Here is a 24325-nt window from a genome sequence, read left to right on the forward strand (position 1 = left end):
TCCAAGCCCAGACGCCCCCGCGTCGGCGCGGAGCCTAACCCTTCACCCGCTCTCGAGCACACCCCACCGTGCGAGGGGTCAGGGCACGAGAGTCAGGACCCCCTTGGAGCGGCCGGATGACGAGCGCTCGCCGCCGCCTTCCACCGACGTCATGGTCAGACCGAAGAGCATCTTGTTCATCTCGTCCACCGTGACCCCCAGCTCATCGGCGACGTCAGCCGGGCGGACGCCCTTCGACCTCAGACCTCCGAACACCTTCGTCAGAACCTGAGACGTCTCGCGCTTCTTCATGCCCTGCGGTTCGTCCGTCTTGTAGCCGCGGGCACTGAGCTCCGCGCATGTCGAGCGGTACTGCCAGTCGGTCAGCAGCCCCATGTCATGCATTCGGTACGTCAGCGCCATGGCCGATACCTTCCAGATCCGCTTGCCCTGGAGGATCTGGTCGACACGGGCCCCGGCAGGCATATGGCCGAGCACGCTAGCCGCCGGCATCAGAAAGGCACTCGCGAACTCGTTGGCCTCGCGTTCGGCCTCCGGCCCAGTGCAGCCGCGCTCGCCGCTGCCGTGCATCACCAGGTGGCCCAGCTCGTGCGCCGCGTCGAACCTGCTGCGTTCGACCGTCTTCATGGTGTTCAGGAAGACGAACGGCACACTGCCCCGCCACACGGCGAAGGCGTCCACTTCCAGCGAGTCCGGCGGCAGTGAGAACACCCGGATTCCATGGGCCTCCAGCAGGTGGACCATGTTGGGAGCCGGAGCGTTACCGAGCCCCCACCGTGTGCGGACCATCTCCGCGGCCGTCTCAGGGTCGGGCTTGCCGAGCGACGGCACGTCCGGCTCGGGCAGACGGAACCGTCCGTCGATCCAGTCGTACAGCTGGGCGGCGAGTGTGCCGGCGGCCCTGGCAGCGTCCAAGACCCGGGGAGGCGTCTTGGTCCGGGCGCGCCAGGAGATGCCCTCTGCGGGGAGTTCGTCGATCTCGGGGCCGCTGAAGAACCGGTCAGGGAAGTCGAGTGACTCGGCGATCCGCCGGACAGTGGGTGGGCGGGGCGTGGTCCGTCCTGTCTCGTAGTTCGACAGGCTCTGCAGTGATACCCCGGCCCGCTGGGAGAGCTCCGCGAGGGTCAGTCCCCGGCGCTTCCGGGCCAGAGTGATGCGTGATGGGGTCACCATGGTGGACTGCCTCGTCTTGTCGGTGGTGCAGGGTGCGGCACTGCCAGAACAGTGCCGCACCAGGACGTACGATCAGCGGAACGGCACCGGGATGTCGATCTCGCCGTCCCCATCTTCGTACGGCGGTTCGATTCCGTCCATTTCAAGGACTGGAAGAGGGATGCGCTGCTTCCACCTCGTGACGTAACCGTCCGCAACCTCGCCGGGCAGCGAGAGCTCGCTGTGAATGCGAACCTTGTCGCCGTCCTCGACGCGGTACGACACGAGGAACCAGAGAGCGAGCCGGGACGACTCCTCTGCGCTCAGGACGGTCTCGTTGCGCCGCACCGGGGGCGGGAAAAGTTCCAGCTGAGCGTTGGCCTCGGCGGCCCGCTCCGTGGCCGCACCACGCCGGTGAAGGTTCCGCGGGTGAAGGCTGCGCTCGCCGGTCGCCGCATCTCCGACCATGACGCCGATCGCGACGGTCTTGTCGGAGTTGCAGACGAGCTCCAGGTGGTCGTGCAGAAGCCGCTTCCAGCCCTCGTGCTGGATGTGCATCTCACGAATGATCCGGACGTGTTCCTGGTACGCCCGAGTGCCGGCGGTGTTGGCCGGGTGGTTCGGCGTCGCGGAACGACGAGCGATCTCGCCGGCCCGCAAGGCCGGGTGCAGATATTCCAGCTTGGTGCCGAGGGCGGCAAGCTGCGCGTTGTGGTCCTCGGGACCAGGCGCAGCGAGGGAAAGGGCGGCCATTCAACCTCCGAGTTCGGCGGGCACGATCTTATAAGAACGGTACCGCAAGTGCGGTGCTGTTTTTATAAGCGCCGCGCCTGTGCGGGTCGTTACGCCTCGAGTTCACGCCGCTGTAGCGGAGGACCTTCGTAGCAGCTCCACTTCAAGCGCCGCGTCCTTGATCGGAAAGCCGGCCCCGACGAGCAGACGCACCGCGGTCTCCAGCGATAGAACGCCAGCCTGGACACCACGGGCCGCCAGGTCCAAGGCAGTTGCCTGGTCGGTGGGCAGGTAGGCCCCGAAGGAGATCGTGGCGCGGGGGTTGTCGCCGGGAGGCAGTACGCCGCCGAGCTGATACAGCCTTTGCACCATCTTCAGCAGCAGGGGGTACTTGGCTTCCCGTGCCAGGCGCATCGAGCGCACCATGGCGTCCAGCGGGCCGAAGCTGAGCTGCAGCGCGTACCCGGATGGAACCTCTGACGGACTGACGGTGCCCAGCACGCTTGCGGGCAGCCGGGTCACAACGGACAGGCGGTCGCGCAGCGCTCCTACGTACGCGCGGAGTTCGGCGAGCTGGGCCGAGGTGTCGACGGTGCTGAGCTGTCCGTTGTCGCCCAGCGGCCACACCATTCCTGGCTCGACTTCAACGGGCAGGGGGTTGCCGGTCCTGCGGTCTACAGGGAGTCGTGCCCCGGAGAGGCCGATGATGGGCGAGCCAGTGGTCGCCGAGGCCCGCTGGCTGTCGGTGTCGGCCGCGGCGAGGTCGTCGAGGAGCTGCGCGACGGACAGGAGGCTCGACTGGCCGTAGTGCTCAGCGCCGTTGACCGTGTTGGGAATATGCACGAGCGGGATGAAGTCCAGCTGTAGATCGAGCCGGTTGAGGACCTCGCCGTCCCCGTTGCTGCGGAAGCGGGCCCGTGCAGGGGAGAGGGCGTCGATGTCGCCGGCTCTGTCTACCTGGTCCAGGTCCCATTCGGCGTCGGTGAGGTAGCAGGTGATGGTGCTTGGCTGGCTGGACCACGGATACGTCCGTCTGGTGCCTCCATCGCCGATTGGCCCGAGTTCGTATGTCACCCGGCGCAGGATGCCCTTCCTCCCGGTGGCCGCGTCCTCCGGCACCTCCCACGCCAGGTGGACACGCTGCGGGTACTCGTCTGCGTCGATCGCACCCTCCGGCAGCACGGGAAAGTAGAAGCCGGGGTCGATCGTCTTCAGTACCGGCCGGGCCTTCGCGCGGGACCAGGCGAGCAGGTAGACCGTGTCGCCAAGCAGCACGGCGGTGCGCTCGGCATACTGCATCCGCAGCCGCAGATGTTCCGCCTGCGCCCACTCCCGCAGCAGTGCCTCCCGCGCCTGGGCCGCCGTGTCGCCCTCGGCACCGTCGACCACGATCTGCTGGGTCTCGCCGAGCAGGTGGCTAAGTGTCTGGTCAACGATCAGGGAGGCATCGCCGTACTCGCGGCGGTTGTCGCCGTGCTCGCCGAGCAGAGCTGCGGCCTGGTTGGTGTCGTAGGCCGCGAGCACCGTGTACGCCGCTAGGCGGCGTCGGTCTTCCTCTGGCACCCATGATGCAGCGACGGACCCGGGCAGCCTGGTGGTGCGGCCCTCGGAGGCCGCCTGGAAGGCGGGCTTGTACGCCAGTGCTCCCCAGGTGTCGATGAGGAGCTTTCGCCAACTACGCACACAGTCCTCCCGAACTTCCGTCAGCTGCAAAGACGGCGCAGCTTAAGGCATCTGCGGAAGGTTCAGCGGGTGGACGGGACGAACAGCGACACTCCGTCAGAACTTGTAGAAAGGATTCTTACTTCGAAGGTCATGCAGCCAACGCTTGGCCGCCAGAACCCCGTCAAACGCTCCGGACTCCTGGAAAGCTGCGACTGCCTCCTCAAGACAGCCGACTGCATCTCCGATTCGCCCGACATCCTCATAGGTGACGCTCAGACACATCAATGTCTCAGCCTCCCTGTAGCGATCTCCAATCGCACGCTGAACCTCCAGTGCCTGCTGGTAAAGCGTCAGCGCTTCAGGGAATTCTTTCAGTCCGGCGTAGCAGTTTGCGAGGTTTTTCAGGGCGTGACCTGCTAGATTAAGATCTTGGAACTCTCGGGCGATCTCCAAGCTGCGGCTGAAGTTGGAGGCTGCTTCTTGGTATTTTTTTAGGTCGTAATGCGCACATCCCAGCGTGTTCAATGTTTCCCCTGCCCCTCTGTGGTCTCCGAGTTCTTCGCAGATGGCAAGATCTTCCTGCAAGAATTCTATTGCCTGCTTCGGTTCGCCTAGGTTGCTGAGGATGCTGCCCAAGTTGTGAAGGACCATTCCCTGGCCGCGTATGTCCCCCTCCTTTCGGTATTCGGCTAGGGCCTTGCGAAAGAGGGGCAAGGCTTCCTCGTATCGTAGTGCGTCTACCATAGAGGAGGCCGCACTGTTGAGAACTGATGCTTTACTGGGGTGGTGTCCTACCTTTTTGAGCAAGCTGAGGGCCTCGCAATGGAAGCGGCTCGCCGCTTCGGGTTGGTGTGCAGCATCATAGAGGCGCCCTATGGTGGATAGCACTTCAATATCGAGTCGCGGCTCTCCATATCTGCGACACGCCTTGAGTGCTACTTCGTATACGTACTCCCAATCCGTGGCGTGGTGATTTTGCTTGAAGTATCCAGCTAGATTCATTGCAAGGTGGATTGCAATGATGTCTGCTTCGACGCGATAAGCATAAGAGACGGCTGAGACGAGCGTCTGATGCTCAGTGACAAGCCATTCCCACGCTTCATCCCTCGAGAGGAATCGAGCGCCCTGTTCCTCGTCCGATACCCATCTAATTTTCTCGTCGGCCTCTTCGCAAATGGCTAGCAGGTGTCGAAGAATGCGACTGAGGGCTTCTGAAGACTCAATGTTCTGCTCGACGGCTTTCTCTTCCGCGTAAAATCCGATGAGGTCATGCATCAACCAGCGTTCTGTGTTCTGGCTAAGCAAGAGATGAGCACTCATCAGCTTGCGGATGAACCGCCGAGCGTCCGATGGGGATACGTTCAGAATTACGCTAGCGGTCTCTAGCGAGAAGTCGGGTCCAGGTGCCAGCGCCAGCAAACGGAAGGCACGGGCTTCTTCAGCTGAGAGGCGACGGTAGGAGAGCGAGAAAGCGGCTCTAACCGCTAGCGGGTTACCTAGGGCGTCAAATTCCTCGTACTCGAGGCCGTCGAGACGGTTCCGCGTTTCTTGTAGCTCTTCGACCAAGCTAGCCAATGGTCGGTTCGGTTCCACCTTTAGAAGAGCTGCGACGATTTGCAGGGCCAGCGGCAGTGCGCCACAAAGTGAGACCAACTCGGCTGAGTCCTGGGGGTTATCTGTGACTCTGGAGTCCTCTGGACGCGCAATTCGTAGAGCCTGATCGATGACCTTTGCGGCACTTGATTCAGTGAGCTCGCCCAGCTCTATCTGACGACTAGGTAGAGATGCCAGGACATGGCGCGTCGTGATCAGGATCCGGTGGTCTGAGGATGGTGGAATGAGCGGTGCTACCTGGCTAGCAGTCGACACATTGTCCAGAATGACGAGCAGTGGGCGATTCTGATCACTCAGAAGACTGGTGTGCCGTCGCCACAATTCCAGCACCTCTTGGCCGGTAAGCTGAGATTCGTTCTCGGGGACCTCGAGATGGCGGAGTAGCAACTCGGCGGCATTCTCGGCCTTCAGGTCGCTATCGTTACTACTATAACCGCGCATATCGACAAAGAGTATTCCGCCAGTGAACAAACCGAGGTCCCGCAAGCGGTGGGCGGCCTCGATAGCAAGTGTCGTTTTGCCGGTTCCGCCCATCCCTGAGACTGTGGTTACGATTGTTGATTTCTGTTTCGTCTGGCGGGTGTCAAGATGATTGATCAGATCTCGCAAAGACTCGTCACGACCCACGACCCCGATTGGGCGTAGCGGCAAGTTTTCTACAGATTGCATCCTATCTGGGGTGCTCGCCCGCACCTGGTTCTTCTCGTTTTGAGGCCGTCCGCCCCGATGTGCATTTCTCTCGCTGCGTGCCTCATGCAGAAGGTGTAGCCAAGCCTCCCCTGGTCGAGCCTGATAACCGTTCTTTTTTGCACGGCTCTGTAGAAAGGTAACGAGCGTGACAAAGTACCTTTCTTTGGGGCCGGGACCCGGAACATGCCCCGCGTTCAACCACGCGCTAATGGTGGAGTCGGAAATCTTGATAGGAGGTCTTTGTTTTGCGGCAAGCCGCACGAGCTGGCTCAGGGTTGGTTCTCCTGCTGCCTTGTAAAGGCTCTGCAGCTCGTCGTTCAACCGCTTCACAGCCCCGTCCAAGATCCACCCTCCTGGCAAGCTTCCAGTCCTGTAGTCCGCTGGAAGACACGGAACTACGCCGCTGACCAGGGTACTTGTAGGTCTTTCGGCGCACGGAAGATCGCTGGAAACCTCCTGGAAGGAGGAGACCTGAGGCCGGCCCTTCGGAGGAAGCCGTCGGGCGCCCCATCACAGGAGGTACCAGTGAGTCGTTGGGCTCCGAACCGTTGCACTCAAGGTAGGAACGGATCCGGGCAGGAAGATGCGGCCGCCCGTGCGGTTGGCTCCAAGTCTCCACGCAGGCGTCTGTTCAAGTGCACACTGCCTGTTGAGGCCGTGATCAAGGGGGCTTGTGCGGGGATCACTCGATTTGCTCTCGAGATGGTCTGGCGGTGGATCTCACAGTAGGCGCCGGCCACTGCAGGGCAGAGATGCTGCCAACTGTCACCGTCGCCCTTTCAACCGGCCGTCTGAAGCGTTCCTCGGCGCGGCCAGCGGCGTGCCGAGGAACAGATCCGTCAGCGCCCAGACGCAGGAGTCGAGCAGGTCCGGGGACCTCTCCTCGGCCTCGGACGCGCCGACGTACGTCGTCATCTGCTCCTCCAGCACCGCGAACGTGCGCGGCGGCCCCGCGTGGCTGATGCGGGACTGTTCGTACAGCATCGCCACCGGGGCCGCGCGGGCGCGCTTGCCGCGCGTGGCGTGGACGACGCGGCACGGGACGGTCGGGTCGACCTCGGCGAGGAGGGCGGGGAGGTAGTCGCCGCCGTTGTTGGCCTCGATGACCACGCAGTCGGCCTGGTGCTCGTGGTACAGCGCGGCGGCGCGGCGCATCGCGGCCGTGGGGGTGTGGCGGTCCTGCTCGGCGTGAAGGACGTAGCCGCGGGGACGGCGGTCGCCGTACATCTGCTCCAGCGGGTAGGAGCGGCCGGCCACGGTGAAGGCGGTCAGGTCCGCGGTGTCCGTCGTCGTGACGGCCGGGTCGACGGCGACGACCAGGCGGTCGAGCGGCGGGACGGCGGTGCGGGCGATGCGGAAGCCCTCCACCTCGAACATCCACTGCTTCCACAGTGCGCCTTCGACGTCTTCGAGGAGGACGCCGTCGAGCTCCTGACGGCCCAGGCGGGTGCCCCCGTACTCGGAGTCGAGCTCGGCGAGTGCGGCGGGGGAGAGGTTGGCGCGGTTGTCCTCGGTGCGGCCGGTCGTCAGGACAACGGTGGAGCCGGGGCGCCGACCGCGTTCCACCAGGCGCTTGACGTGGGGAAGCGGCTTGGGCGTGGTGGAGATGACCACCTGGGGGCTCGGTGCCTCGCGCAGGCAGAACCACAGCATGTCGTACACCGACTGGGCGGTGTGGCGGTTCCAGGCGGCGTACTCGTCGAGCCAGCCCTTGTCGAAGGCGAAGCCGCGCAGGTTGTCCGGGGTCTCGGCGCCGAAGCCGTAGATCGCCGAGCCGTTCTTCAGGCGGAGGGTGGTCAGGCCGTTGCCTGGGCTGTAGCGGCGGATGTCCTCGGGCGGGATGACCGCCAGGAGGCCGGACTTGGGAGACTCGAAGCAGATCTCCTTGACCAGCGTGGCGTTCTTCGCGACCACCGCGATCATCGTTCCCGGAGCGGCCGCCCATTCCCGTACAGCCTCCGCCGCGGACTTCGTCTTGCCCCAGCCTCGGCCGGTCAGCATCATCCATGCCGCCCAGTCACCCTCTGGTAGACGCTGCGTGGCACGGGCGTGGTGGTGCAGCCAGCCCTCGTGGGGCAGGCCGTCGCAGCCGGGGCGGTCGCAGGCCCAGCGGCGCGCCGAGACCGCGTCGGCTTCGATCAATGCGCTGATCTCGGCGTGCAGTTCGACGTCCGACATGCTGGCCGGGTCGGGCAGCGCGGCCCGCGGATCGGCGGTCACGGCTGCTCACCGCCCAACGTGCCGATGCGCGATTCGAGTTCGCGGCGCAGCTGCTCCATGCGGGCCCGGCGTTCCTCGTCCGTCAGGCCCGACACGTCTGCCGTCTCCGATCCCTTGGAGGTGGACGCGGCGGCGTCGGCCAGGTCCATGCCGTACGCCTGGCGCTCGATGCGGATCGTGACCTCCAGCCAGCGGATCACGTCCGACGGGCTGAGACGTGCGGGGTCGAGCTGCTGGAGCTGGGCGACGATCTTCGACTGGGCTGCGGAGGCGAGGCGGGCGTGCCGGCGGGCCACCTCCCGGGCGGCCTGCTGTTGCTCGGCGCGCCAGAGCCGGTCCTGCTCCCGGTCCCACGCCTCGGCGCGCAGCACCCAGCGGTGTGTCGTCGACCAGCGCTCGATGAGTGTGCGGGACTTGGCCAGGCGCTCGGCGACCTTGCCGATGCTGCGGGACAGGCCGAGGTCGCGGTAGCAGGCGAACGCCTCCCACGCGGCGGCCGACTCGCTCGGCTGCCTCTCCCATGCCTCGGCGCTGTCCGCCATCCGATCAGTGCTCTCCCGCCTGGTCTGTCTCTCCTCCCGCTCCCCTCCTGCGCAGGGACGTTTCGTCTCAGCTCGACGAGCTGCGCAGGGCCGGGTCGAGAAGACCGAGGTGCGCCAGGAGGTCGGCGCAGTCGGCGCGACGCTGTACGCGCTCCCCACCGGTGGCGCGGGCGGCGACCTGGAGGGCTGCCCTGCGGCGTACGGAGTCGGGCAGCGGGGTGACGGAGACGGTGCGTTCCCACGACGCCGAGTCCTTGGCGAGGTTCATCGTGCGTTCCCTTCGGGGATGTCGTCGGGCTCCAGCTCGCCGTCGAGGAGGCGAGCAAGCTGGTTGGCGAGGCGGAAAGGTTCGTCCGCGAGGTGTTCGGTCAGGGCACGGGCCAGGCCGGCGGCCGTGCGGTGGATGGTGGTCAGGTGGTCGATCTCGGCGTGGAGCCGGTTCAGCTCGTCTGCGTGCGGGCCGCTCACGAGGCGGGCCTCCGGAAGTTCGCGGGGAGGGTGGCCCGCTGCCGTGCCGGGCCCAATACCTGCAGGACGGTGGGCAGATCGCGAGGACGCCATACGGCGACTTCGAATCCGCTGTCGGCGAGGTGAGCCAGCCATTCGCGCTGGGCCGGGCGGATCCGCCCGGTGTCGGTCTTGAACTCGACGAAGAGCGTGCGGCGCTGGCCGAGGTGTCCGAACACCTCGTCGGGCCAGCCTGGGTCGGAGCGCCGGGAGTCCGCCGTGTGATACTGCAGCCGCCAGCCGTAGCGCGTGGCGATGTCGCGGACCTGGCGGCGCCACTGCTCCTCGCTGGTGCCGGTGACCGGCTCCGCCCGGTCGACGGCCAGCGGGTAGCGCTCGGCCTCCAGCCGGTCGAGTGGCCCGTACCGTTCGGCGAGCAGCTTGCGGTACAGCTCGCTGTTCACGGCGTACCGTCCAGGAGTCGGTAGCCCGTGCTCGTCGGCCGCATCCGCTCCAGCGCGATCCGGGCCCGCTGCCCGGTCCGGCCGTCGGGCGTGGCAGCGGTGAGCACCGTGCAGTACGCATAGCGGGCATCGATCTCGTCGACGCGCACGGTGCGGCCCTCGCTGCGCTTGTCGTTGTCGGCCCACACCTGGCCGACCCGCACATCGGGGCGCTTCACGCCGCACCGGCCAGGTAGTCGGCGGCCCACAGCTCCAGGGCCCGCCACCGCTGGCCGGCCTCGATGTCGCCGTCCCGCTCCATGCGGTCGATGGCCCGCTGCACGATGGCCGCGGCGTCGGCGGGCATGGTGCGGGTGGCCAGCACCGTCTCGACCGGGGTGGTGCCCTTGCGGGTGGCGGTCTGCTCGTCCGGGTCGTACCAGCCGTCCGCCAGCTCACCGAGGTGGCGCTCGACGAGCGCCAGGATGATCGCGAACACGGCGGCGACGTTGCCGATGTTGTGCGCGCCCTTCACCGTGTCGAGCGTGTCCAGCACGCTCTCGTACTGCTCGATGCGCGCGAGCCAGCGGGCGTCGGCCGAGGCGGCCTTCCGCGCGGCCTCGAAGGCTTTCTCCGCGGCCTCCTTCTCGTCCGGCAGGAACACGATCTGTACGGTCGCAAAGTCCAGGTTGGCCTCGGCCAGGCTGGGCACGCTGACCTCGTCAAGCAGGTCGAGCGTCTTGTCGTCCAGGCCGGAGTACAGGCGCATGGAGACGTCCTCCAGCTCCTCGTACAGCGCCTTGAGGGTGGCCGGGTCGTCCTCACCCACGATCGCGTTGTGCGCCAGCTGCAACGCGATCTGCCGCTGCCTCGGCAGCGGCTCGGTGATCTCCATCCACCAGATCCGCTCCAGGCCGGCCTCGATGGCGGCCTTCGTGCGGTGGTTGCCCGACAGCACGATCCGCTGCCCCGACTCACTGTCGTTCCACACCAGCGGTGTCGAGGTCAGCGCCCCGTCGGCGCGGATGTTCGCCACGAGGCGCTGGAACTGCTCGTGCCGCATGAACCGTGCGTTGACGTCCAGCAGCATCAGCTCACGCGGGTCGCCCTCGACCATGCGGGGCTTGAGCTGCTCACTCATGGCTTCCTGCTCTCCTTCAGTTCCTCGGCCTGTCCGTGCTTGCTCCTCCACTGCGCGAACCCCTCTGCCAGCGACCAGCGGCCCAACTCGCCGCCGTAGTCGAGCTGATAGCGGTAGGCGGGGTCGGTGGAGTCCTTGCGGGAGTTCAGGCGCAGCAGCCCGCGGTACTTCATGGAGACCGGGCGCTGGGTGAACGCCGTCGTGTTCAGGCGGGTCAGGCGGGTGTTCATCGTCCGCTGGGCCAGGAACTGCGCCTCCGTCGACAGCGCCGCGTACAGCACGAGCTTCGCCAGACGCCCGTACGACGTCGGCGCCACCGGGAAGTCCGAGAGCAGGTACACGTTGTGCGGGTCGTACTTCGGCGTCGAGAACGCGAACGCGCCCACCACGACCCCGTCGACCAGGACCGCGAGCGCCATCGTCGGCGTGCCCGGGCGGATGTTGTGGTTCATGTACTGCGAGCGCAGCGTCGCGAACTGGCCCATCGACAGCGGGGCCAGCGTCAGCGTCTTGCCGAGCCGCCGACCCGGTACGAGGCGCGGGGCGCGCACCGGCTCCAGGCGCTGGTTGGGGCGAACGATCCGTGAGCGCGGCACCGACGAGTACACGTTGATCGGCAGGCCGCGGTTGGCCGTCTGCACCTGACCGCGCAGGTGGTCCGCCAGTTCCTCGACTTCGAAGTGCAGGCCGAGCACCCAGTGCGGCCGGTCGGTGATGCGCTCGATCAGGGTCTGCTTGGCTGTGTCGTCCAGCGTCGGGTACTCCGGTGCCGGCCAGTCCAGGTGCTTGTCCAAGGCCGCGAACTGGCCCTCGTAGTCCCCGGCGTAGAACGGCGGGAAGGCGACGACCGGGGCGTCCGCCGGTAACTGCTCGGCGAGCCACTCGTTCACGTCCATCGGCGCGTACGACGCCAGCCGCAGCGGGAGCGCCTCGATCTTCGAGACCGTCTTCGCGTGTAGCTCGGGGAACTGCCGGCGGTACGCCGCCAACATCCGCCCGTAGTACGGGTGGTCGCCACGCCCGACCCACTGGAAGAAACGGGAGCCGAGCAGCACGACGGCGAGTGTCCCGGCGTGGCCGTCAAAGTAGGGGGTCAGCCAGTCGAGTTCGTCTGCCGACTCGGCACGGATGGTGATGGGTAGTTCCTGCCCCGCGAGGTACCAGCCGATCGCGGAGGAGTACAGCTGCACGTCGCAGCCGTGGAGCCGGAAGCCCGAGTCGTGTAGGACGCGCTCGATCGTGAAGTTGCCCGAGCAGCCGACGTAGATGTCCTCGGCCTGGCCGCGCCAGGTGGTGGCGTGCTCGTGGATGATCGCGCGAAGGTCCGCAGGGATCGAGCCGTGGAACACCGGGCCTCCCCGCTGTGGTGACTTCTTCCTTCTTCGTTCCGACCTGAGCCCCGTCGAGGGGTGGGACGCGGGTCCGGAGGAGCAGGGGGCTGGTCCTGCCGTGCCGGACCGCCTGGGAACCAGGAGGCGCGGGGGACGCCTGGAGGGGGATGGTTCCTTGGCTGGTCGACTCCGCACCACGTGCCTGTGCGGACGCGTCCTCGAGCGCCGGGCCCGACTCGAACGAGCTCCTCCCCACCGGGAGCGGGGTGTGCTGCCAGGTGCACTACCGGCGCGCGGCGGGGCCGACCGGGAAGATCACCCCGCCACAATCGAACGCTATCAGACGAATGTCTGTCACAACACATGTGACGGGTGCGCTGCCGCACCCGTCACATGGATCGTCAGGCCGCAACGACTGCCATCACTGCTCCGCTGCCAGGAGGTCCAGCAGGCTCAACGTTCCCATCGGGCACTCCTCCGGAAGACCCGGCTTCACCTTCGCCCTCGCCGGCCCGGGCTCGAACAATTCCATCTGGCCCGGCGGCCCCGGCTTCGGGCGAGGCGGAGCCTCGAAGTCCTCCTGCCTCATCTCAGCCCAGTTGGGCCTGCGCTCTTCGCTCACAGCAATGTCCCCTGCTCGTACACGGGCCCCAGCGGCCCGAGCTCCCGCACCTTCGCGCCGGTCTTCTCCTGCCACCAGGTGGCGAACATCCGCCGGTGGCACCACTGGTCCGGCTTCGACAGGTCCTCGAAGCACAGCAGCACCAGCCTCAGATCCCCGGCCGCCACCGAGATCTCCTGGAACCGCGACGCGAAAAACTGCACGCCATGCCGGTCCAGTTGGGCCAGATACGCCGCCTCGTACGTCGGTCGGGCCGACCCGAAGTACTCGCGACTCGGCGCCGCCTCCCGCACCTGGTGCTCCAACGCGTACGGCAGCGCCCACCGCGGCGCGCCCAGGGTGATGCGCACCGGCACACCCATCGACGGCTCGAAGCCCTGATATCTGTGCGTGAACAGCTCGAACACGTTCCTCCCTCACGCCGGTTCCGCCGCACCGCACAGCGGGCAGCCCGGGTCCGGCTTCTCCTTGTGATCCTCGTCGCTGTGGGAGTTCTCCCACCCGGCCAGCTCGAAGCAGGCGTCGCACAGCCGAACGCTGAGCGCGTCCCGTGTGAGGCTGCCGGAGCCGAACACGAGGCGCCCCTCACTGTCCACCGCCACCGTGCCCATCCCAGGGCCTGGCGCGGGGATCACCCGCAGGCGCCGCCCGCATGACCGGCACGGGATCGCCGTGCCCAGAGCGGCTGCCAGCCATCGGCGACGCGGCGTCACCACGCCACTTGCCAGGAGGCCGGCCGCTTGGTCTGGGTCTAGGCCCCCGCCTTCTTCGATGACGACTTCCATAGTCGCCCACCTTTCCGTGCCCCAAGGGGGGTACAAGTCGGCGACCAGCCGGGGAGCTGCCCCCTGGCCGGCCGCCGGGATTGTTCCGCACGCCTGCGACGAGCTCGCCAGTGCTCGTAGATGCCGACTTTCGGCAATAACATTCTATCGTCAACAGCTATTTGCGTCAATATTGTTTTATGGCTGAGTCGGCCTGCACGCCGCCCCACTCGCACCCCACAAACACCCCATCCGCACGCGCGCCCGAACGTTCGTCGACACAAAACAGCCGGGGCCCGTCCTCGGGCCCCGGCTGTCGCGTACGCGCTCAGGCGGCGGCCTCGAGCTCGGCCTCTGAGGGCTCCTCCGCCGCGGCCTCGGTGATCTCGGCCTCGCTCGGCTCCTCCTCGCCCTCCGCCTCCGGCTCGACCTTCAGCTCCGGCCGCACCGTCAGCTGCTTCGCCTCCGACATCGCCTTCGCCTTCCGCAGCTTCTTCACCGCTTCGGCCGCCGCCTTGCGTACCCGCTCCACCGCGTCCAGGTGCTTGCCGACCTCGCCCTCGAAAAGGTCCGCCAGCTCCGACGGCGTCAGCTTCGCCAGCTCCTCCAGGAGGGTCCCCGCTCGCTCGACCTGGTCCACCTTGCCCTTGGCCTGCCTGCGCTCCTTGGCCTTGTCCTCCTTCTCCTTCTCCGACAGTTCCTTCTCGGAGAAGAAGCCCTCCTGGTTCTCCTTCATCCGCAGGGCCTGCGCGAAGGTAGAGGCGTCCGTCTCTGTCTTGAAGTCGCCCTTCATGTACCGGGTGACCGCCACCTTCTGGTTCGCCGGCGTCAGCTTCGACAGGTACCAGGCGAAGTCCGCCTTGATCTTCCCCTCGGCCACCAGCTCTGCGATGTCGGTGGTCAGGTTCAGCAGGTCCATCCGCCACCGCACGTAGTCGGTGGTCTTGCCGAACATCTCCGCGATGCGTTCGGCCTGATAGCCGAACCCGACCAGGTCCGCGTACGCCTGCGCCTCCTCCATCAGGGTCATGTCCGCCCGGCCGATGTTCTCGGAGATGCCCATCACGAACGCCTGCTCGTCGTCCACGCTGCTGACGACCTTGGCTTCGATGGTGGTAGCGCCCTCCACCAGGTGCATCGCCCGCCAGCGGCGCTCACCCATCACGATCTGGAACTTGTCGCCGCCGACCATGCGGACCACGATCGGCTGGAGCTGGCCGACCGAGCGGAACTGGGCCGCCAGCTCCTCCAGCTTGGCCTCGTCGAAGAACTTGCGGGGCTGGTCCGGGTTGGGCTCGATGTCCGCGAGGGGGATCGCGGTGACCTCGATGCTCGCCTCGGTGACGTTCATGTCGCTGACTCCTCGCACTCTCGGTCTCGCAGGGTGGGTTCCTGTGAGGTGATGACTAAATACTATTGTCAGTCGATCTTGACCGTCAAGTGTGTTTCGCTGGCGGGTTGCCGGGATTGCCCCTGTTCGGCGGGGAGTTGAAATGAGTGAGCCCCGGCCGCCTATCGTTGACGGCCAGGGCTCGTGTCTAAATTGACTTGCTCAGTCGGCTCTACTCTTCCTCGACACATGTTGGCCCCAAATCCTCGGGCTCGAACTCGACGTCCGCCCCCATCAAGACCTTGAGGATCTCCCCATCGAGCCAGTCGTCCTCGCCTGGTGGATCGACGTCCGTCGCCGGGTTCACCCCGTCCCCGTCGGTCCGTCTGTCCGTCCGCGACGAGTCGCGCCGGTTCATGCTCCTCCCCTTGAGCCATGGCGCAGTCTCGGCCCCCCTGCGCCCCGACCGCCTTCTGCGGGAGCGTCACCAGGACGCACCACGAGCGGTGACGAGGTCTTCCACAGAGAGCGAGATCGTCAGCGTATTCGTGGTTACTCGTCAGTGCAAACAAATGTCCGAACAGAGAGTGTCTTGCCTGACACCTCAAACCTCGCTGATCCGTTTGCCAGTTGTCACTTCCATCGCCAGAAGATCTCGAAGCGGGCCTCGTCGAACTTCCGCGAGCCCCGTACGGTCGCCGGTCCAACGCGCACCTCGCGCACGACGAGCTGAACGAGGTTGCGGCGCTGCTCGCGGCCGGCGGTCTCGTTCCACCAGGTCTCGACTCCCTTGGGGGTCAGCTCCGGGAGTTGCTCGAGTGCCTTGCCGCGGCGTACGGCCGCCATCGCCTCGGTGCGCCGCCCTTCCAGGGCGGCCTTTGCCGTCCTGAACTCGCCGAGGTTCATCTCCTTCGCCCCGTAGGCGTGGGCCAACTCGTTCTTGTGGCCGCTCAGTTCCGTCAGGAACCTCTCTGCCTCGCGAGCCTCGGCCGCGTACCTGTCGCGGAGGGCGGCCAGCCGCTTGAGATGCGTGGGACTCTGCAGACGAGCTATGACCCGCTCCCCGATGTACTCGTCCAACGGCTCGGCGGAGATCCGGACCTTGCCGCAGCCCTCGGTCTCGCAGACGTACCCCCGCCCGCCATTCGCTGTAGACCGGGGCACCAGGGGCTGCCTGCACAGGGTGCATGTCGCGATGCCGCCCGACAGGTAGTGGACGTGCTTCGGCTTCGTGCCCTGGCCCTTCTTGTTCTCCTGGAACAGCTCCTGCAGGGCGTCGAACGTCTCCCGATCGATCAGCGGCTCGGCCGGCCCCGGAACCAGTTCACCCTCGCCGTTCTCCTTGAGGCCGGCGATCGCCGGGTTCCGTAGTCGGCGACGTAGCGTCGTCGGCGACCATGCCCGCCCGGAGACCGTCGGTCCGGCGTTCTCCGTCATCCAGTCCGCGGTCTCCGCGAGTGTCTTCTTCCCCTCGAGAAGACGCTTGGCCGCCGCCGCCAGGTGGGCGGCCTCCTCGGGAACGGCAGTCACGCCGTCCGTTTCGTGGCCGTAGGCCCTCATGCTCTCTCCAGCCCAAATATCCCCCGGTCTGACCCACATGGTATGCGAAGGCGTAGCATTGTCACCCCTACATGTGAGGGGCGTTGCCTACCGCTTACGCATTGGGTTTCGATCTCAGCGGACCCTACCCCGGGTAGCCCCGAAACTGTGTCCCAGAACTCCGCAGTATGCCAACTTGTGGTTGGCCTACAACCTGCGATCTCGTCTGCGACTCGGCGATGCCAGGGGCGGCGCCACCCTGGCGCCGAGCAGCTACATCTCCTGCGGCGGCACTTCGTCGAGGGCGGTGCCCTTCTTGCGATGGTCCTCCGGTAGGCGCACCACCTGCAGGCCCAGCTGCTGAGCGCGCAGACGCATGCCGATGTCGTCGGTCAACACACGGGCGCCCGTGGCCGGATGGAGGTTCTCCAAGTCGGCGGCGCAGCGCAGTATCGACAGGTCGGCATCGCCGCCACGGTCGTCGGTGTCGACCCACACCTCCAGCGTGACGGCTTGGCGCAGTCGAACCGGCTGTCCGGGTTGGCTGTCCTTGAGGACGCGCTCAAGGTAGCGAATAGCGGTAGCGGCCTTCCTGGCGAGGTCTCCCTGGCCGTACTTCTGCCGGTCGAGCTCGTCAATCACACGTAGCGGCACTACGAGCCGGATCTGCGACGCCTCCTCGCCCTGGGCCTTGAGGACCGCGCGCCACAGAATGTCGCCGGGCTGCCGCCAGTGGTTGAGCATGTTGGTGTCGTACACGACGGGCAAGCCAGGCCGGGCGACGAGGTTCTTCAGCGCCTCGAGTTCGGCGCGGGCGTTTTCCATGGCCCTCACCTGGTTCTCGATCTCGACGGTGAGTGCCTGGTTCTCCGCGCGCTGGGCTCGCGCTGCGTGCGTTGCTACAGAGCGGTCGCTGACGACACCGAGCGCGGGACGGGCAACACCGAGGGGCAGCAAGTTCCAGTAGGCCGCGGAGTGCAGGCCGAGAGCCAGATCCGGGGATGCGAAAGCCTGCTTGAGTGCTGGGTAGGTGTCGTGGACCGCATCGACATAGGCGCGGTAGAGGTCCTGTGCGCCACGTGCATTGGCCCACGTCGTCTCCGCTCGGCGGAGCACGTCGTCGGCGTGGGCAAGGGTCGTCCCCGGGGTGAGTCTCATGCCGAGATCGTGGCAGAGGACAACGGGTCCGACGGGCCATCCCAGCTAGGTGCACCGGTCGGCTTGGCACCCGTGCTGCCCGTAGGCAGGAAGACGTGCGGCGCTCCCGCTGACGCCCGCAGGAGATCACCGCCAGCCTCCATCACTCTGGGCGTACGCCGAGCGCCGCCCACAGCTCTGACGTCAGCACCCTGCGCTTGCCCTTGCCGTACGGATGCACGGGTACAGGGAACTCGCCGGACCTGATCAGCTCGTACGTGGTGTTCCGGCTGAAGCCGAACGCCCTGCCGGCTGTCAGTACGTCGACCGTCACGGGCAGGGCCAGGACCTCGTCCCGCGTCATGGACGCACCACCACCGCAGTGTTCTCGGTGGCCGGATCGTTTCGATCTCGCATGCTCAGACTCTCCTGTTCCGCCCCCGCGCCTCCCAGGAAGTCCCGATCGAGTCTAAGTTCTCTTCGGGTGGTCGGACAAGATCGCGCTGGAAGCCTTCGAGCGCGGTCGGATCTGTCTGCTGCCACACATGTGGTGTTCGGCTTCGTTCGGCGGCCACACGGTCAGCCGCGAGTGTCGCGGTCAAATCTGGGTGAGTCGGATACGCCCGGCAGTCATTCGGCGCCCAGTAGTTGAGAGGCGTTTCATTTGTCTCCACATATGATCGCCGCATCGTGGCTGCTCACACGACAGGTAGGAGGGGATGTGTTCAAGGGCTCGGTCTACAGGCGCTGCGGCTGCAAGGAACCCGTCACAGGCGAGGACGGCGCTCCAGTCCTCGACGCCAAGGGCAGACCGAAGACGCGGGAGCTCGGCGCAGAGTGCCCCGACCTCGGCACGAGGGACCACGGCAGCTGGTACTACTACGTCGAACTGCCGCCGGGGCCCAAGGGAGAGCGGCGTCGACCACGCAAGGGCGGGTTCCTTACCAAGAAGAAGGCCGAGGAGGCAGCCCAGGAGATCTGGGACAAGGCCCAGGACGGCATCGACGTGCTCTCGGACGAGACGGTCGAGCAGTTCCTGCTCCGCTGGTTCGCCAAGCGCGTCGACCTCAAGCGGTCCACCTGGAAGACCTACCACGACCACATCCACCGGGTCTTCATCCCGAACCTCGGCCACATCAAGATGCGGGACCTGCGCACCCGGCAGATCCAGGAGATGTTCGAGCAGATCTGGCGCGACAACGAGCAGCACGCCGACAACGCGGACGCCGCCGAGCTCGCCAGGCTGGAGTGCGAGGCCGCCCACCGCGCCTGGAAACAGACCGCCAAGCCGCGACCGCCCGAACTGCGGCAGCGCTGGAACACGGCCAAGGAGAAGCTGCGGGAGGCCCGTAGGAAGCCGCGGTACACCACCGGCCCAGGCGTGCAGCTCAAGATGAAGAACGAGCTCAGCGCCGCGCTCGACTACGCCAAGAACACCGAGAAGCTCATCAGCGAAAACTGGGCCCAGCACCTCGTCCTGCCGAAGTACACCCCGCCCAAGCCGCTCGTGTGGACCGACGAGCGCGTCGCGCGCTGGCGCGAGACAGGGGAGAAGCCGGGACCGGTCATGGTCTGGACGGCCGAGCAGACCGGCGCCTTCCTCGACGGCGTCGCCGAGCACCGGCTCTACCCGATGTTCCACCTCATGGTCTTCCGGGGCACACGCCGCGGCGAGTCCTGCGGCCTGCCCTGGCGTGAGACCGACATGACCGCCGGCACCGTCCACATCAGTGAGCAGCTCGTCGCTGCCTCCTACGACGTCTGGGAAGACACCCCGAAGAGCGACAGCGGCGCCCGCACCATCCGGCTCGACAGCCAGACTCACGAGCTCATGAAGTTCTGGCGGCGACGTCAGCAGGCCGAACGCGCGGAGTGGGAGGAGAAGCACCGCAAGGAGCCGAAGAAGTACGGGCCGTATGTCGACTCCGGTCGCGTCTTCACCTGGGAGGACGGCCGCACGTACCACCCGGAGTACCTCTCCCAGGTCTTCAACCGGCTGGTCCAGAAGCTGGGCCTGCCGCCGATCCGGCTTCACGACCTGCGCCACTGCGCTGCGACGCTGTCCCTGGCGGCCGGCGTCCACATGAAGGCCATTCAGGTCCTGCTCGGGCACTCCTCGTTCAAGCTCACCGCCGACACCTACACCAGCGTTCTCCCACAGCTCGAGGTGGAGGCCGCAGACGCGCCCGTGGCGCTCGTCCCGCGCAAGGCGGCACAGCAGGGTGGGCAGGGTGGGGACGACGCGCCGCAAGGCCCTCAGCTCGTACCGGCCGCCGAGCCCACGGCGTCCCCGGCTCCCGCTGCGCCTCGCTCCAGCGACGTGGCGCGAGCGGAAGTCCATCCCATGGTCGGCCCCGCGGAGGCCGCACCCGAAGCCGCAGATGAGGCGGCCGCCTAGCCGGACCGTCGGCCTGCGGGAGGCAGCACACATACGGCACACACGCCGTGTCCCCACCCTGTCCCCACCAGGCACGAAACAGGCCCCTCGGAGATCACTCCGAGGGGCCTGTTCGATACATATCGCCTGGTCAGGCAGTGTGCCCCCGGCAGGATTCGAACCTGCGACACCCGCTTTAGGAGAGCGGTGCTCTATCCCCTGAGCTACGAAGGCGGACGTGGCCGTGAAGGTCACTGGCGTCAGCGTACCGGATTCGGTGTGGGCGATGGGGGGTCAGGAGGGTGGGACGCGGGTGAAGCGGCCTGCCACCGACAGGTCGGCCTCGATGCGGTCCGCCGTGCGGCGCAGTTCGGGGAGGATGTCCCGGACGCATTCCTCCACCGTGCGCCGGGCCGCGTGCATCGCGACGTTCACGGCGGCCACCGCGTGGCCGGTCCGGTCGCGGACCGGGACCGCGATCGAGCGCAGGCCCTCCTCCAACTCCTCGTCGGTCAGGGCGTAGCCCTGGGTGCGGATCCGGGCCAGGAGGCGGGTCAGGGTCTGCGGGTCCGTGACCGTGCGGGGAGTCAGCGGGTGCGGGGTGCCCAGGGCCTGGGGCGGCGGTGGTGCGTCCGCCAGCATCACGCGTCCCAGTGATGTCGCGTACGCCGGCAGCCGGGTGCCCACCGTGATGTTCACGCTCATCACGCGGGTCGTGGCCGCCCGGGCCGTGTACTGGATCTCCGGGCCGGATCCCGAGTCCGTCAGTACCGCCAGGGACGCCGACTCGTGGACCCGCGCCGACAGCTCCGCCAGGTGCGGGGTCGCGATCTCGGGGAGTGTCGTGCGGGAGAGCGGGGGGAAGCCCAGGGAAAGGACCCGGGGAGTCAGGGTGAAGGTGCGCGGATCGTCGCCCGGTGTCACCAGGCCGAGGTGTTCGTAGGTGATCAGGGCCCGGCGGGCCGTCGCCCGCGCCAGGCCCGTCGCCTTCGCCACGTCCGTCAGGGTCAGCGCGGAGCGGCCCTCGCCGAACGCCGTCAGGACCGTCAGGCCTCGCGCCAGCGACTCCACGAACTCGCGGCCCAGCCGCTGCTTCGACGCGCCCGTCCAGGCCGCCAGGCCCGAGGGGGCGCGCGCGGGCCCGGGCGGGGGCGCGGTGCGCAGGTCGTCCTCCATCCGGGACACCGCCGCGCGCAGGCGCTCCAGCAGGGTGTCCCGCAGGTCCGCCGCCGTGTGCCGGCTGGTGTGGCTCACCACGTTCGCCACGCAGGCGATCCGGCCGGTGCGGGGATCTCGTACGGGTACGGAGACGGCGACCAGCCCCGGTTCGATCAACTGGTCGTCCGACGCCCAGCCGTTCGCTGCCGCCTGCGCCGTACGGTCCTCGAAGTCGGCGTCGGCCGAGGGGTGTTCGCGCGGGGGTACGGCCGGGAAGGCGTGGTCGTGCGGGTCCGCCGCACGGCGCGCGCGCCACCTCTGCCAATCAGCCTCCGTCCACTCCGTCGCGAACAGCGGTCCCGGCGCGGTGCGTTCGGCCGGCAGCAGGTCGCCGATGCGGAAGCTCAGCGACATCGCGCGGCGGCGGGTGGCCTGGTGGATGAAGCGGATGCCGTCGCGGTCGGCGACCGCCAGCGACACCGACTCGTCCAGTTCGTCGGCCAACGCGTCGGCGTGTCCGCCCAGCAGCGCGGGCAGGCGCAGGGCGGCCAGGTAGGAGTTGCCCAGTTCCATCAGGCGGGGGGCCAGCACGGCGTCACGGCCGTCCAGGCGGACGTAGCCCATGCGGCCCAGCGTCATGGTGATGCGGTCGACCGTGGATCGAGCCAGGCCGGTGGCTCGTTCCAGGCCGCTCAGGCTCAGCGTGCCGCCCGCCTCCGTCAGCCGCTGCAGCACGGCGATTCCCCGGATCAGCGGCGTGACCGCCTCGGCCGGTGCGGCTGCCTCGGCCGGCGGTACCGGCTCGGTCGGTGCGGCTGCCTCAGTCCGTGGGATCGGCTCGGTCGGTGCGGGGGAGGGGCCGGCGGACGCACGGGAGGCGTCGGCGGGGTCGACGGGGTTCATCGCGGCATCGGGGGCGGGAGCCGGGACGGGAGCGAGGACGGGGACGGGAGCGGGGGCATCGGGTTTCGGTTTCTGGTATGTCGGTTCGGCACGCCTACCGTAATGCGCGCGTCCGTCACCGCTGAGCCGGGGAGATCGAAGGTGCGGCTGCCCGCCCTGCCCGGTCGCTCACCCCCGGGTCACCGCCACCCGGTAGTCCCCCTCGCCGTCCCTGCTCGTCACCGTGATCCGGATGTCGCCGTCCGGGGCGCGGAACTCCTCGCCCGGAGTGAAGGGGGCGTCGGAGAGTTCCGCGTGGACGTTCGGGGCGTGGGTGCAGCCGCCGGTGTCGGGCTGGGCGTCGTAGACCGTGACCGGGCCCATGCCGGTGTCCACGCCGGCGTCGACCCGGTAGATGAGCACGCCCGGCCGGCACACGGCCTCGTCGTTGCCCTCGCGGGTGCGCACTTCGACGGCGTATCCGCGGCGGCCGTCGATGGGGACGAAGATCAGCTTCGGACCGCCGGTGCGGGCGAGCGGCGTCAGCGTGTACCGCACGGTGCCGTGCGTCGCCGCGCAGGTCACCTGGCCGGGGTCCAGCCAGCCCAGTTTCCACTTGTGCCAGCCGAGAGTGTCGTTGTTGGCCCCCCAGTCCTCGCTCATGATGTCCCAGTGCCCGACGGCGCCCCCGCCCTCCTGGGTGTAGAGGTCGGGCAGGCCGAAGACGTGGCCGTTCTCGTGCGGCAGCACGCGGTAGCCGGTGCGCCCGTAGGAACCGGAGTCGTCGTCCTGGCGGGAGTAGACGAAGGAGGCGTTGGCCACGGGGACACCGTCGGCGATGGGGGCCTCCTTGTTGCCGGCGAAGGTCACCGACAGGACCGTGTCCAGGGCGGACGGGCCGGCGTTCGGGGTGATCAGCACGTTCAGGAAGTCGTAGGCGCGGAAGTCGACCTGCGGATCGGCGGCGGTGACGATGTCCTGGACCAGCTGGCGGTAACCGGGGTCGAAGGGGGCGCCGCGTTCTATGCCGTACGACCGGAAGGGCTTCGGCATGCGCAGCCAGTGCGGGACGGGCGTCTCCGGGCGGTAGACGAGCCGTCCGTAGGAGGCGGTGCGGAACCACTCCTGGGTCTGGGGGAAGAACTCGCGGAAGCGGTCGAGGGCGTCGCCCTTCCCGTGCGCGTCGGGGAAGTCGATCATCAGGTTCAGAGCCCGTACGGTGCCGGTCGAGCGCGAGTAGCCGGTGACGGTCGGCACCCCCTCCGACATCTGGACGGTGCGGCCGCCGCTGATCAGGCAGGGGCTGAGCGCAGAGCCGCGGGCCAGGGAGACCGGGCCGGCCCCGGCCGTGGTGGAGCGGGACGTGAGGTCGCCCGTGCCGGCCGAGGTGGCGACCGTCAGGGTCAGCGCGGTCACGGCCGTGAAGGCGGCCGCACGGCGCGGGCGTATCCGACGGCGGAGCGGCACCTGGGGGCGGGGGCGCTCATGCTGCATGCACGGGTCCTTCGTCCACGGCAGCCGGCGGTCACGGACTGCTCCTTTCTGATCACCCTGTGTCCGGTGATGTGTGGACGCGCGCTGAAAGGGTCCGAACGTGTGTTTTTGTGTGACTCAGGTCACACGGAATCTTCTTCCGGGCGGGAAATAACCGGGGAGCGTTTCCCCGTTTAGACGTGTGTCCGACCGAAACGGGGACTCGGTCCCCGGATCGCCGCAGTACCGCACTACCGCACCCCGTAGTACCGCACCGCCGCAGTACCTGCAGTTCTCGTGGAACTCGTAGAACTTGCAGAACCCGCAGTCACCCGATCGAGCTGAGGAGTCCGCCGTGCAGGCCATGACGACCGCGACCCGCGTGCAGCGGAAGGTGAGCCGGCCGCGTGCCGACGCCCTGCGCAACCGCGAGCGGATCGTCACCGCCGCCCGGGAGATGTTCACCGAGCACGGACCGGACGTGCCGCTGGACGAGATCGCCCGCCGGGCCGGCGTCGGCAACGCCACGGTGTACCGCAATTTCCCCGACCGCGACGCGCTGGTCCGTGAGGTCGTCTGTTCCGTGCTGGACCGGACGTCCGAGGCGGGCGAGCAGGCGCTCGCGGAGACCGGGGACGCCTTCGAGGCGCTGGAGCGCTTCGTGCACGCCGCTGCCGACGAACGGATCAGCGCGCTGTGCCCGATGGTGGCCGCCGCCTTCGACGAGAACCATCCCGATCTGGAAGCGGCGCGCGAGCGCTGCGAGCAGATCATCGCGAGCGTGATGGAGCGGGCCAGGAAGGCCGGCCAGCTCCGCCCCGACGTCGGCGTCGGTGACCTGATGGTCGCCGTGGCCCAGCTCAGCCGGCCGCCGGCCGGCACCGACTGTCTCAGCGTCGACCGCTTCGTCCACCGTCATCTGCAACTGTTCCTGGACGGACTGCGGGCCCCGGCCCGTTCTGTCCTGCCGGGGGCGGCGGCCACCATGGAGGATCTGCGCCGGCCCTGACCGATGAGTTCAGCACTGAACGCACCGAACGCACTGAACACACCCAAGCACCAAGCG

The 24325-nt window shown here is 67.6% G+C and carries 23 protein-coding genes and 2 tRNA genes; 2 read left to right on the forward strand and 23 right to left on the reverse strand.

From position 1 onward, the window contains the following. Positions 1-78: 78 nt before the first annotated feature. The 20 genes from AB0G63_RS03165 to AB0G63_RS03260 form a co-directional block, all read right to left on the reverse strand. Positions 79-1173: an ImmA/IrrE family metallo-endopeptidase gene (locus AB0G63_RS03165; protein WP_360743391.1), complete on the reverse strand. Its 1095-nt coding sequence runs from the start codon at positions 1171-1173 to the stop codon at positions 79-81. 72 nt (positions 1174-1245) lie between these two features. After that, positions 1246-1905 (reverse strand): hypothetical protein, encoded by a 660-nt coding sequence (locus AB0G63_RS03170; protein ID WP_360743393.1) that lies wholly within the window; start codon positions 1903-1905, stop codon positions 1246-1248. 102 nt (positions 1906-2007) lie between these two features. After that, entirely contained in the window at positions 2008-3567 is a 1560-nt protein-coding gene (locus AB0G63_RS03175; protein ID WP_360743396.1) for a hypothetical protein, read from the reverse strand. Between the two features lie 96 nt (positions 3568-3663). After that, the gene (locus AB0G63_RS03180; protein ID WP_360743399.1) at positions 3664-6195 is read right to left on the reverse strand and encodes a tetratricopeptide repeat protein; all 2532 of its coding nucleotides are present in this window, start codon (positions 6193-6195) and stop codon (positions 3664-3666) included. Between the two features lie 423 nt (positions 6196-6618). Continuing rightward, entirely contained in the window at positions 6619-8073 is a 1455-nt protein-coding gene (locus AB0G63_RS03185) for a terminase family protein (protein WP_360743402.1), read from the reverse strand. Continuing rightward, complete coding sequence (locus AB0G63_RS03190) at positions 8070-8615, reverse strand: hypothetical protein (protein ID WP_360743405.1); 546 nt, start codon at positions 8613-8615, stop codon at positions 8070-8072. The genes AB0G63_RS03185 and AB0G63_RS03190 overlap by 4 nt, the downstream gene beginning before the upstream one ends. Positions 8616-8682: 67 nt before the next feature. Further along, on the reverse strand, positions 8683-8883 hold the full coding sequence (locus AB0G63_RS03195) for a hypothetical protein (protein WP_360743408.1): 201 nt from the start codon (positions 8881-8883) through the stop codon (positions 8683-8685). Further along, positions 8880-9083 (reverse strand): hypothetical protein, encoded by a 204-nt coding sequence (locus AB0G63_RS03200; RefSeq protein WP_360743411.1) that lies wholly within the window; start codon positions 9081-9083, stop codon positions 8880-8882. The genes AB0G63_RS03195 and AB0G63_RS03200 overlap by 4 nt, the downstream gene beginning before the upstream one ends. Next, positions 9080-9526 (reverse strand): VRR-NUC domain-containing protein, encoded by a 447-nt coding sequence (locus AB0G63_RS03205; RefSeq protein WP_360743414.1) that lies wholly within the window; start codon positions 9524-9526, stop codon positions 9080-9082. The genes AB0G63_RS03200 and AB0G63_RS03205 overlap by 4 nt, the downstream gene beginning before the upstream one ends. Beyond that, complete coding sequence (locus tag AB0G63_RS03210) at positions 9523-9744, reverse strand: hypothetical protein (protein ID WP_360743417.1); 222 nt, start codon at positions 9742-9744, stop codon at positions 9523-9525. The genes AB0G63_RS03205 and AB0G63_RS03210 overlap by 4 nt, the downstream gene beginning before the upstream one ends. Continuing rightward, entirely contained in the window at positions 9741-10646 is a 906-nt protein-coding gene (locus AB0G63_RS03215; RefSeq protein ID WP_360743420.1) for a ParB N-terminal domain-containing protein, read from the reverse strand. The genes AB0G63_RS03210 and AB0G63_RS03215 overlap by 4 nt, the downstream gene beginning before the upstream one ends. Next, positions 10643-11995 (reverse strand): hypothetical protein, encoded by a 1353-nt coding sequence (locus tag AB0G63_RS03220; RefSeq protein ID WP_360743423.1) that lies wholly within the window; start codon positions 11993-11995, stop codon positions 10643-10645. The genes AB0G63_RS03215 and AB0G63_RS03220 overlap by 4 nt, the downstream gene beginning before the upstream one ends. Before the next feature lie 203 nt (positions 11996-12198). Further along, positions 12199-12270: transfer RNA gene (locus AB0G63_RS03225), tRNA-Gly, on the reverse strand. Positions 12271-12595: 325 nt separating this feature from the next. Next, positions 12596-13006: a hypothetical protein gene (locus AB0G63_RS03230; protein WP_360743426.1), complete on the reverse strand. Its 411-nt coding sequence runs from the start codon at positions 13004-13006 to the stop codon at positions 12596-12598. 9 nt (positions 13007-13015) lie between these two features. Beyond that, positions 13016-13201: a hypothetical protein gene (locus AB0G63_RS03235; RefSeq protein WP_360743429.1), complete on the reverse strand. Its 186-nt coding sequence runs from the start codon at positions 13199-13201 to the stop codon at positions 13016-13018. Positions 13202-13691: 490 nt separating this feature from the next. Next, the gene (locus tag AB0G63_RS03240) at positions 13692-14714 is read right to left on the reverse strand and encodes a ParB/RepB/Spo0J family partition protein (protein WP_360743432.1); all 1023 of its coding nucleotides are present in this window, start codon (positions 14712-14714) and stop codon (positions 13692-13694) included. 211 nt (positions 14715-14925) lie between these two features. Next, positions 14926-15111, reverse strand: a complete 186-nt coding sequence (locus AB0G63_RS03245) for a hypothetical protein (RefSeq protein WP_360743435.1) — start codon at positions 15109-15111, stop codon at positions 14926-14928. 215 nt (positions 15112-15326) lie between these two features. After that, positions 15327-16223 carry a recombinase family protein gene (locus AB0G63_RS03250; protein ID WP_360743438.1) on the reverse strand — a complete coding sequence of 299 codons (897 nt, stop codon included), beginning with the start codon at positions 16221-16223 and terminating at the stop codon, positions 15327-15329. Between the two features lie 282 nt (positions 16224-16505). Beyond that, the gene (locus AB0G63_RS03255) at positions 16506-17390 is read right to left on the reverse strand and encodes a PIN domain-containing protein (RefSeq protein WP_360743441.1); all 885 of its coding nucleotides are present in this window, start codon (positions 17388-17390) and stop codon (positions 16506-16508) included. Positions 17391-17532: 142 nt separating this feature from the next. Further along, positions 17533-17733: a DNA-binding protein gene (locus tag AB0G63_RS03260; RefSeq protein ID WP_316749129.1), complete on the reverse strand. Its 201-nt coding sequence runs from the start codon at positions 17731-17733 to the stop codon at positions 17533-17535. A 357-nt stretch (positions 17734-18090) separates the two neighbouring features. Here AB0G63_RS03260 and AB0G63_RS03265 point away from each other — a divergent pair, with 357 nt between their 5' ends. After that, on the forward strand, positions 18091-19767 hold the full coding sequence (locus AB0G63_RS03265; RefSeq protein WP_360743445.1) for a site-specific integrase: 1677 nt from the start codon (positions 18091-18093) through the stop codon (positions 19765-19767). A 140-nt stretch (positions 19768-19907) separates the two neighbouring features. On the opposite strand, the gene AB0G63_RS03270 is transcribed toward AB0G63_RS03265, so the two are convergent. From AB0G63_RS03270 to AB0G63_RS03280, 3 genes are all read right to left on the reverse strand, one after another. After that, positions 19908-19980, reverse strand: a tRNA-Arg gene (locus tag AB0G63_RS03270). A 60-nt stretch (positions 19981-20040) separates the two neighbouring features. Beyond that, positions 20041-21807: an IclR family transcriptional regulator C-terminal domain-containing protein gene (locus tag AB0G63_RS03275; RefSeq protein ID WP_360743448.1), complete on the reverse strand. Its 1767-nt coding sequence runs from the start codon at positions 21805-21807 to the stop codon at positions 20041-20043. 168 nt (positions 21808-21975) lie between these two features. Further along, positions 21976-23280 (reverse strand): M6 family metalloprotease domain-containing protein, encoded by a 1305-nt coding sequence (locus AB0G63_RS03280; RefSeq protein WP_360743451.1) that lies wholly within the window; start codon positions 23278-23280, stop codon positions 21976-21978. A 343-nt stretch (positions 23281-23623) separates the two neighbouring features. Between AB0G63_RS03280 and AB0G63_RS03285 the strand changes: the two genes are divergently transcribed. Beyond that, positions 23624-24268, forward strand: coding sequence for a helix-turn-helix domain-containing protein (locus AB0G63_RS03285; protein WP_360743864.1), 645 nt, complete (start codon positions 23624-23626; stop codon positions 24266-24268). Positions 24269-24325: the final 57 nt, after the last annotated feature.

It is taken from the genome of Streptomyces sp. NPDC020996 (assembly GCF_040641355.1).
GTDB lineage: Bacteria > Actinomycetota > Actinomycetes > Streptomycetales > Streptomycetaceae > Streptomyces.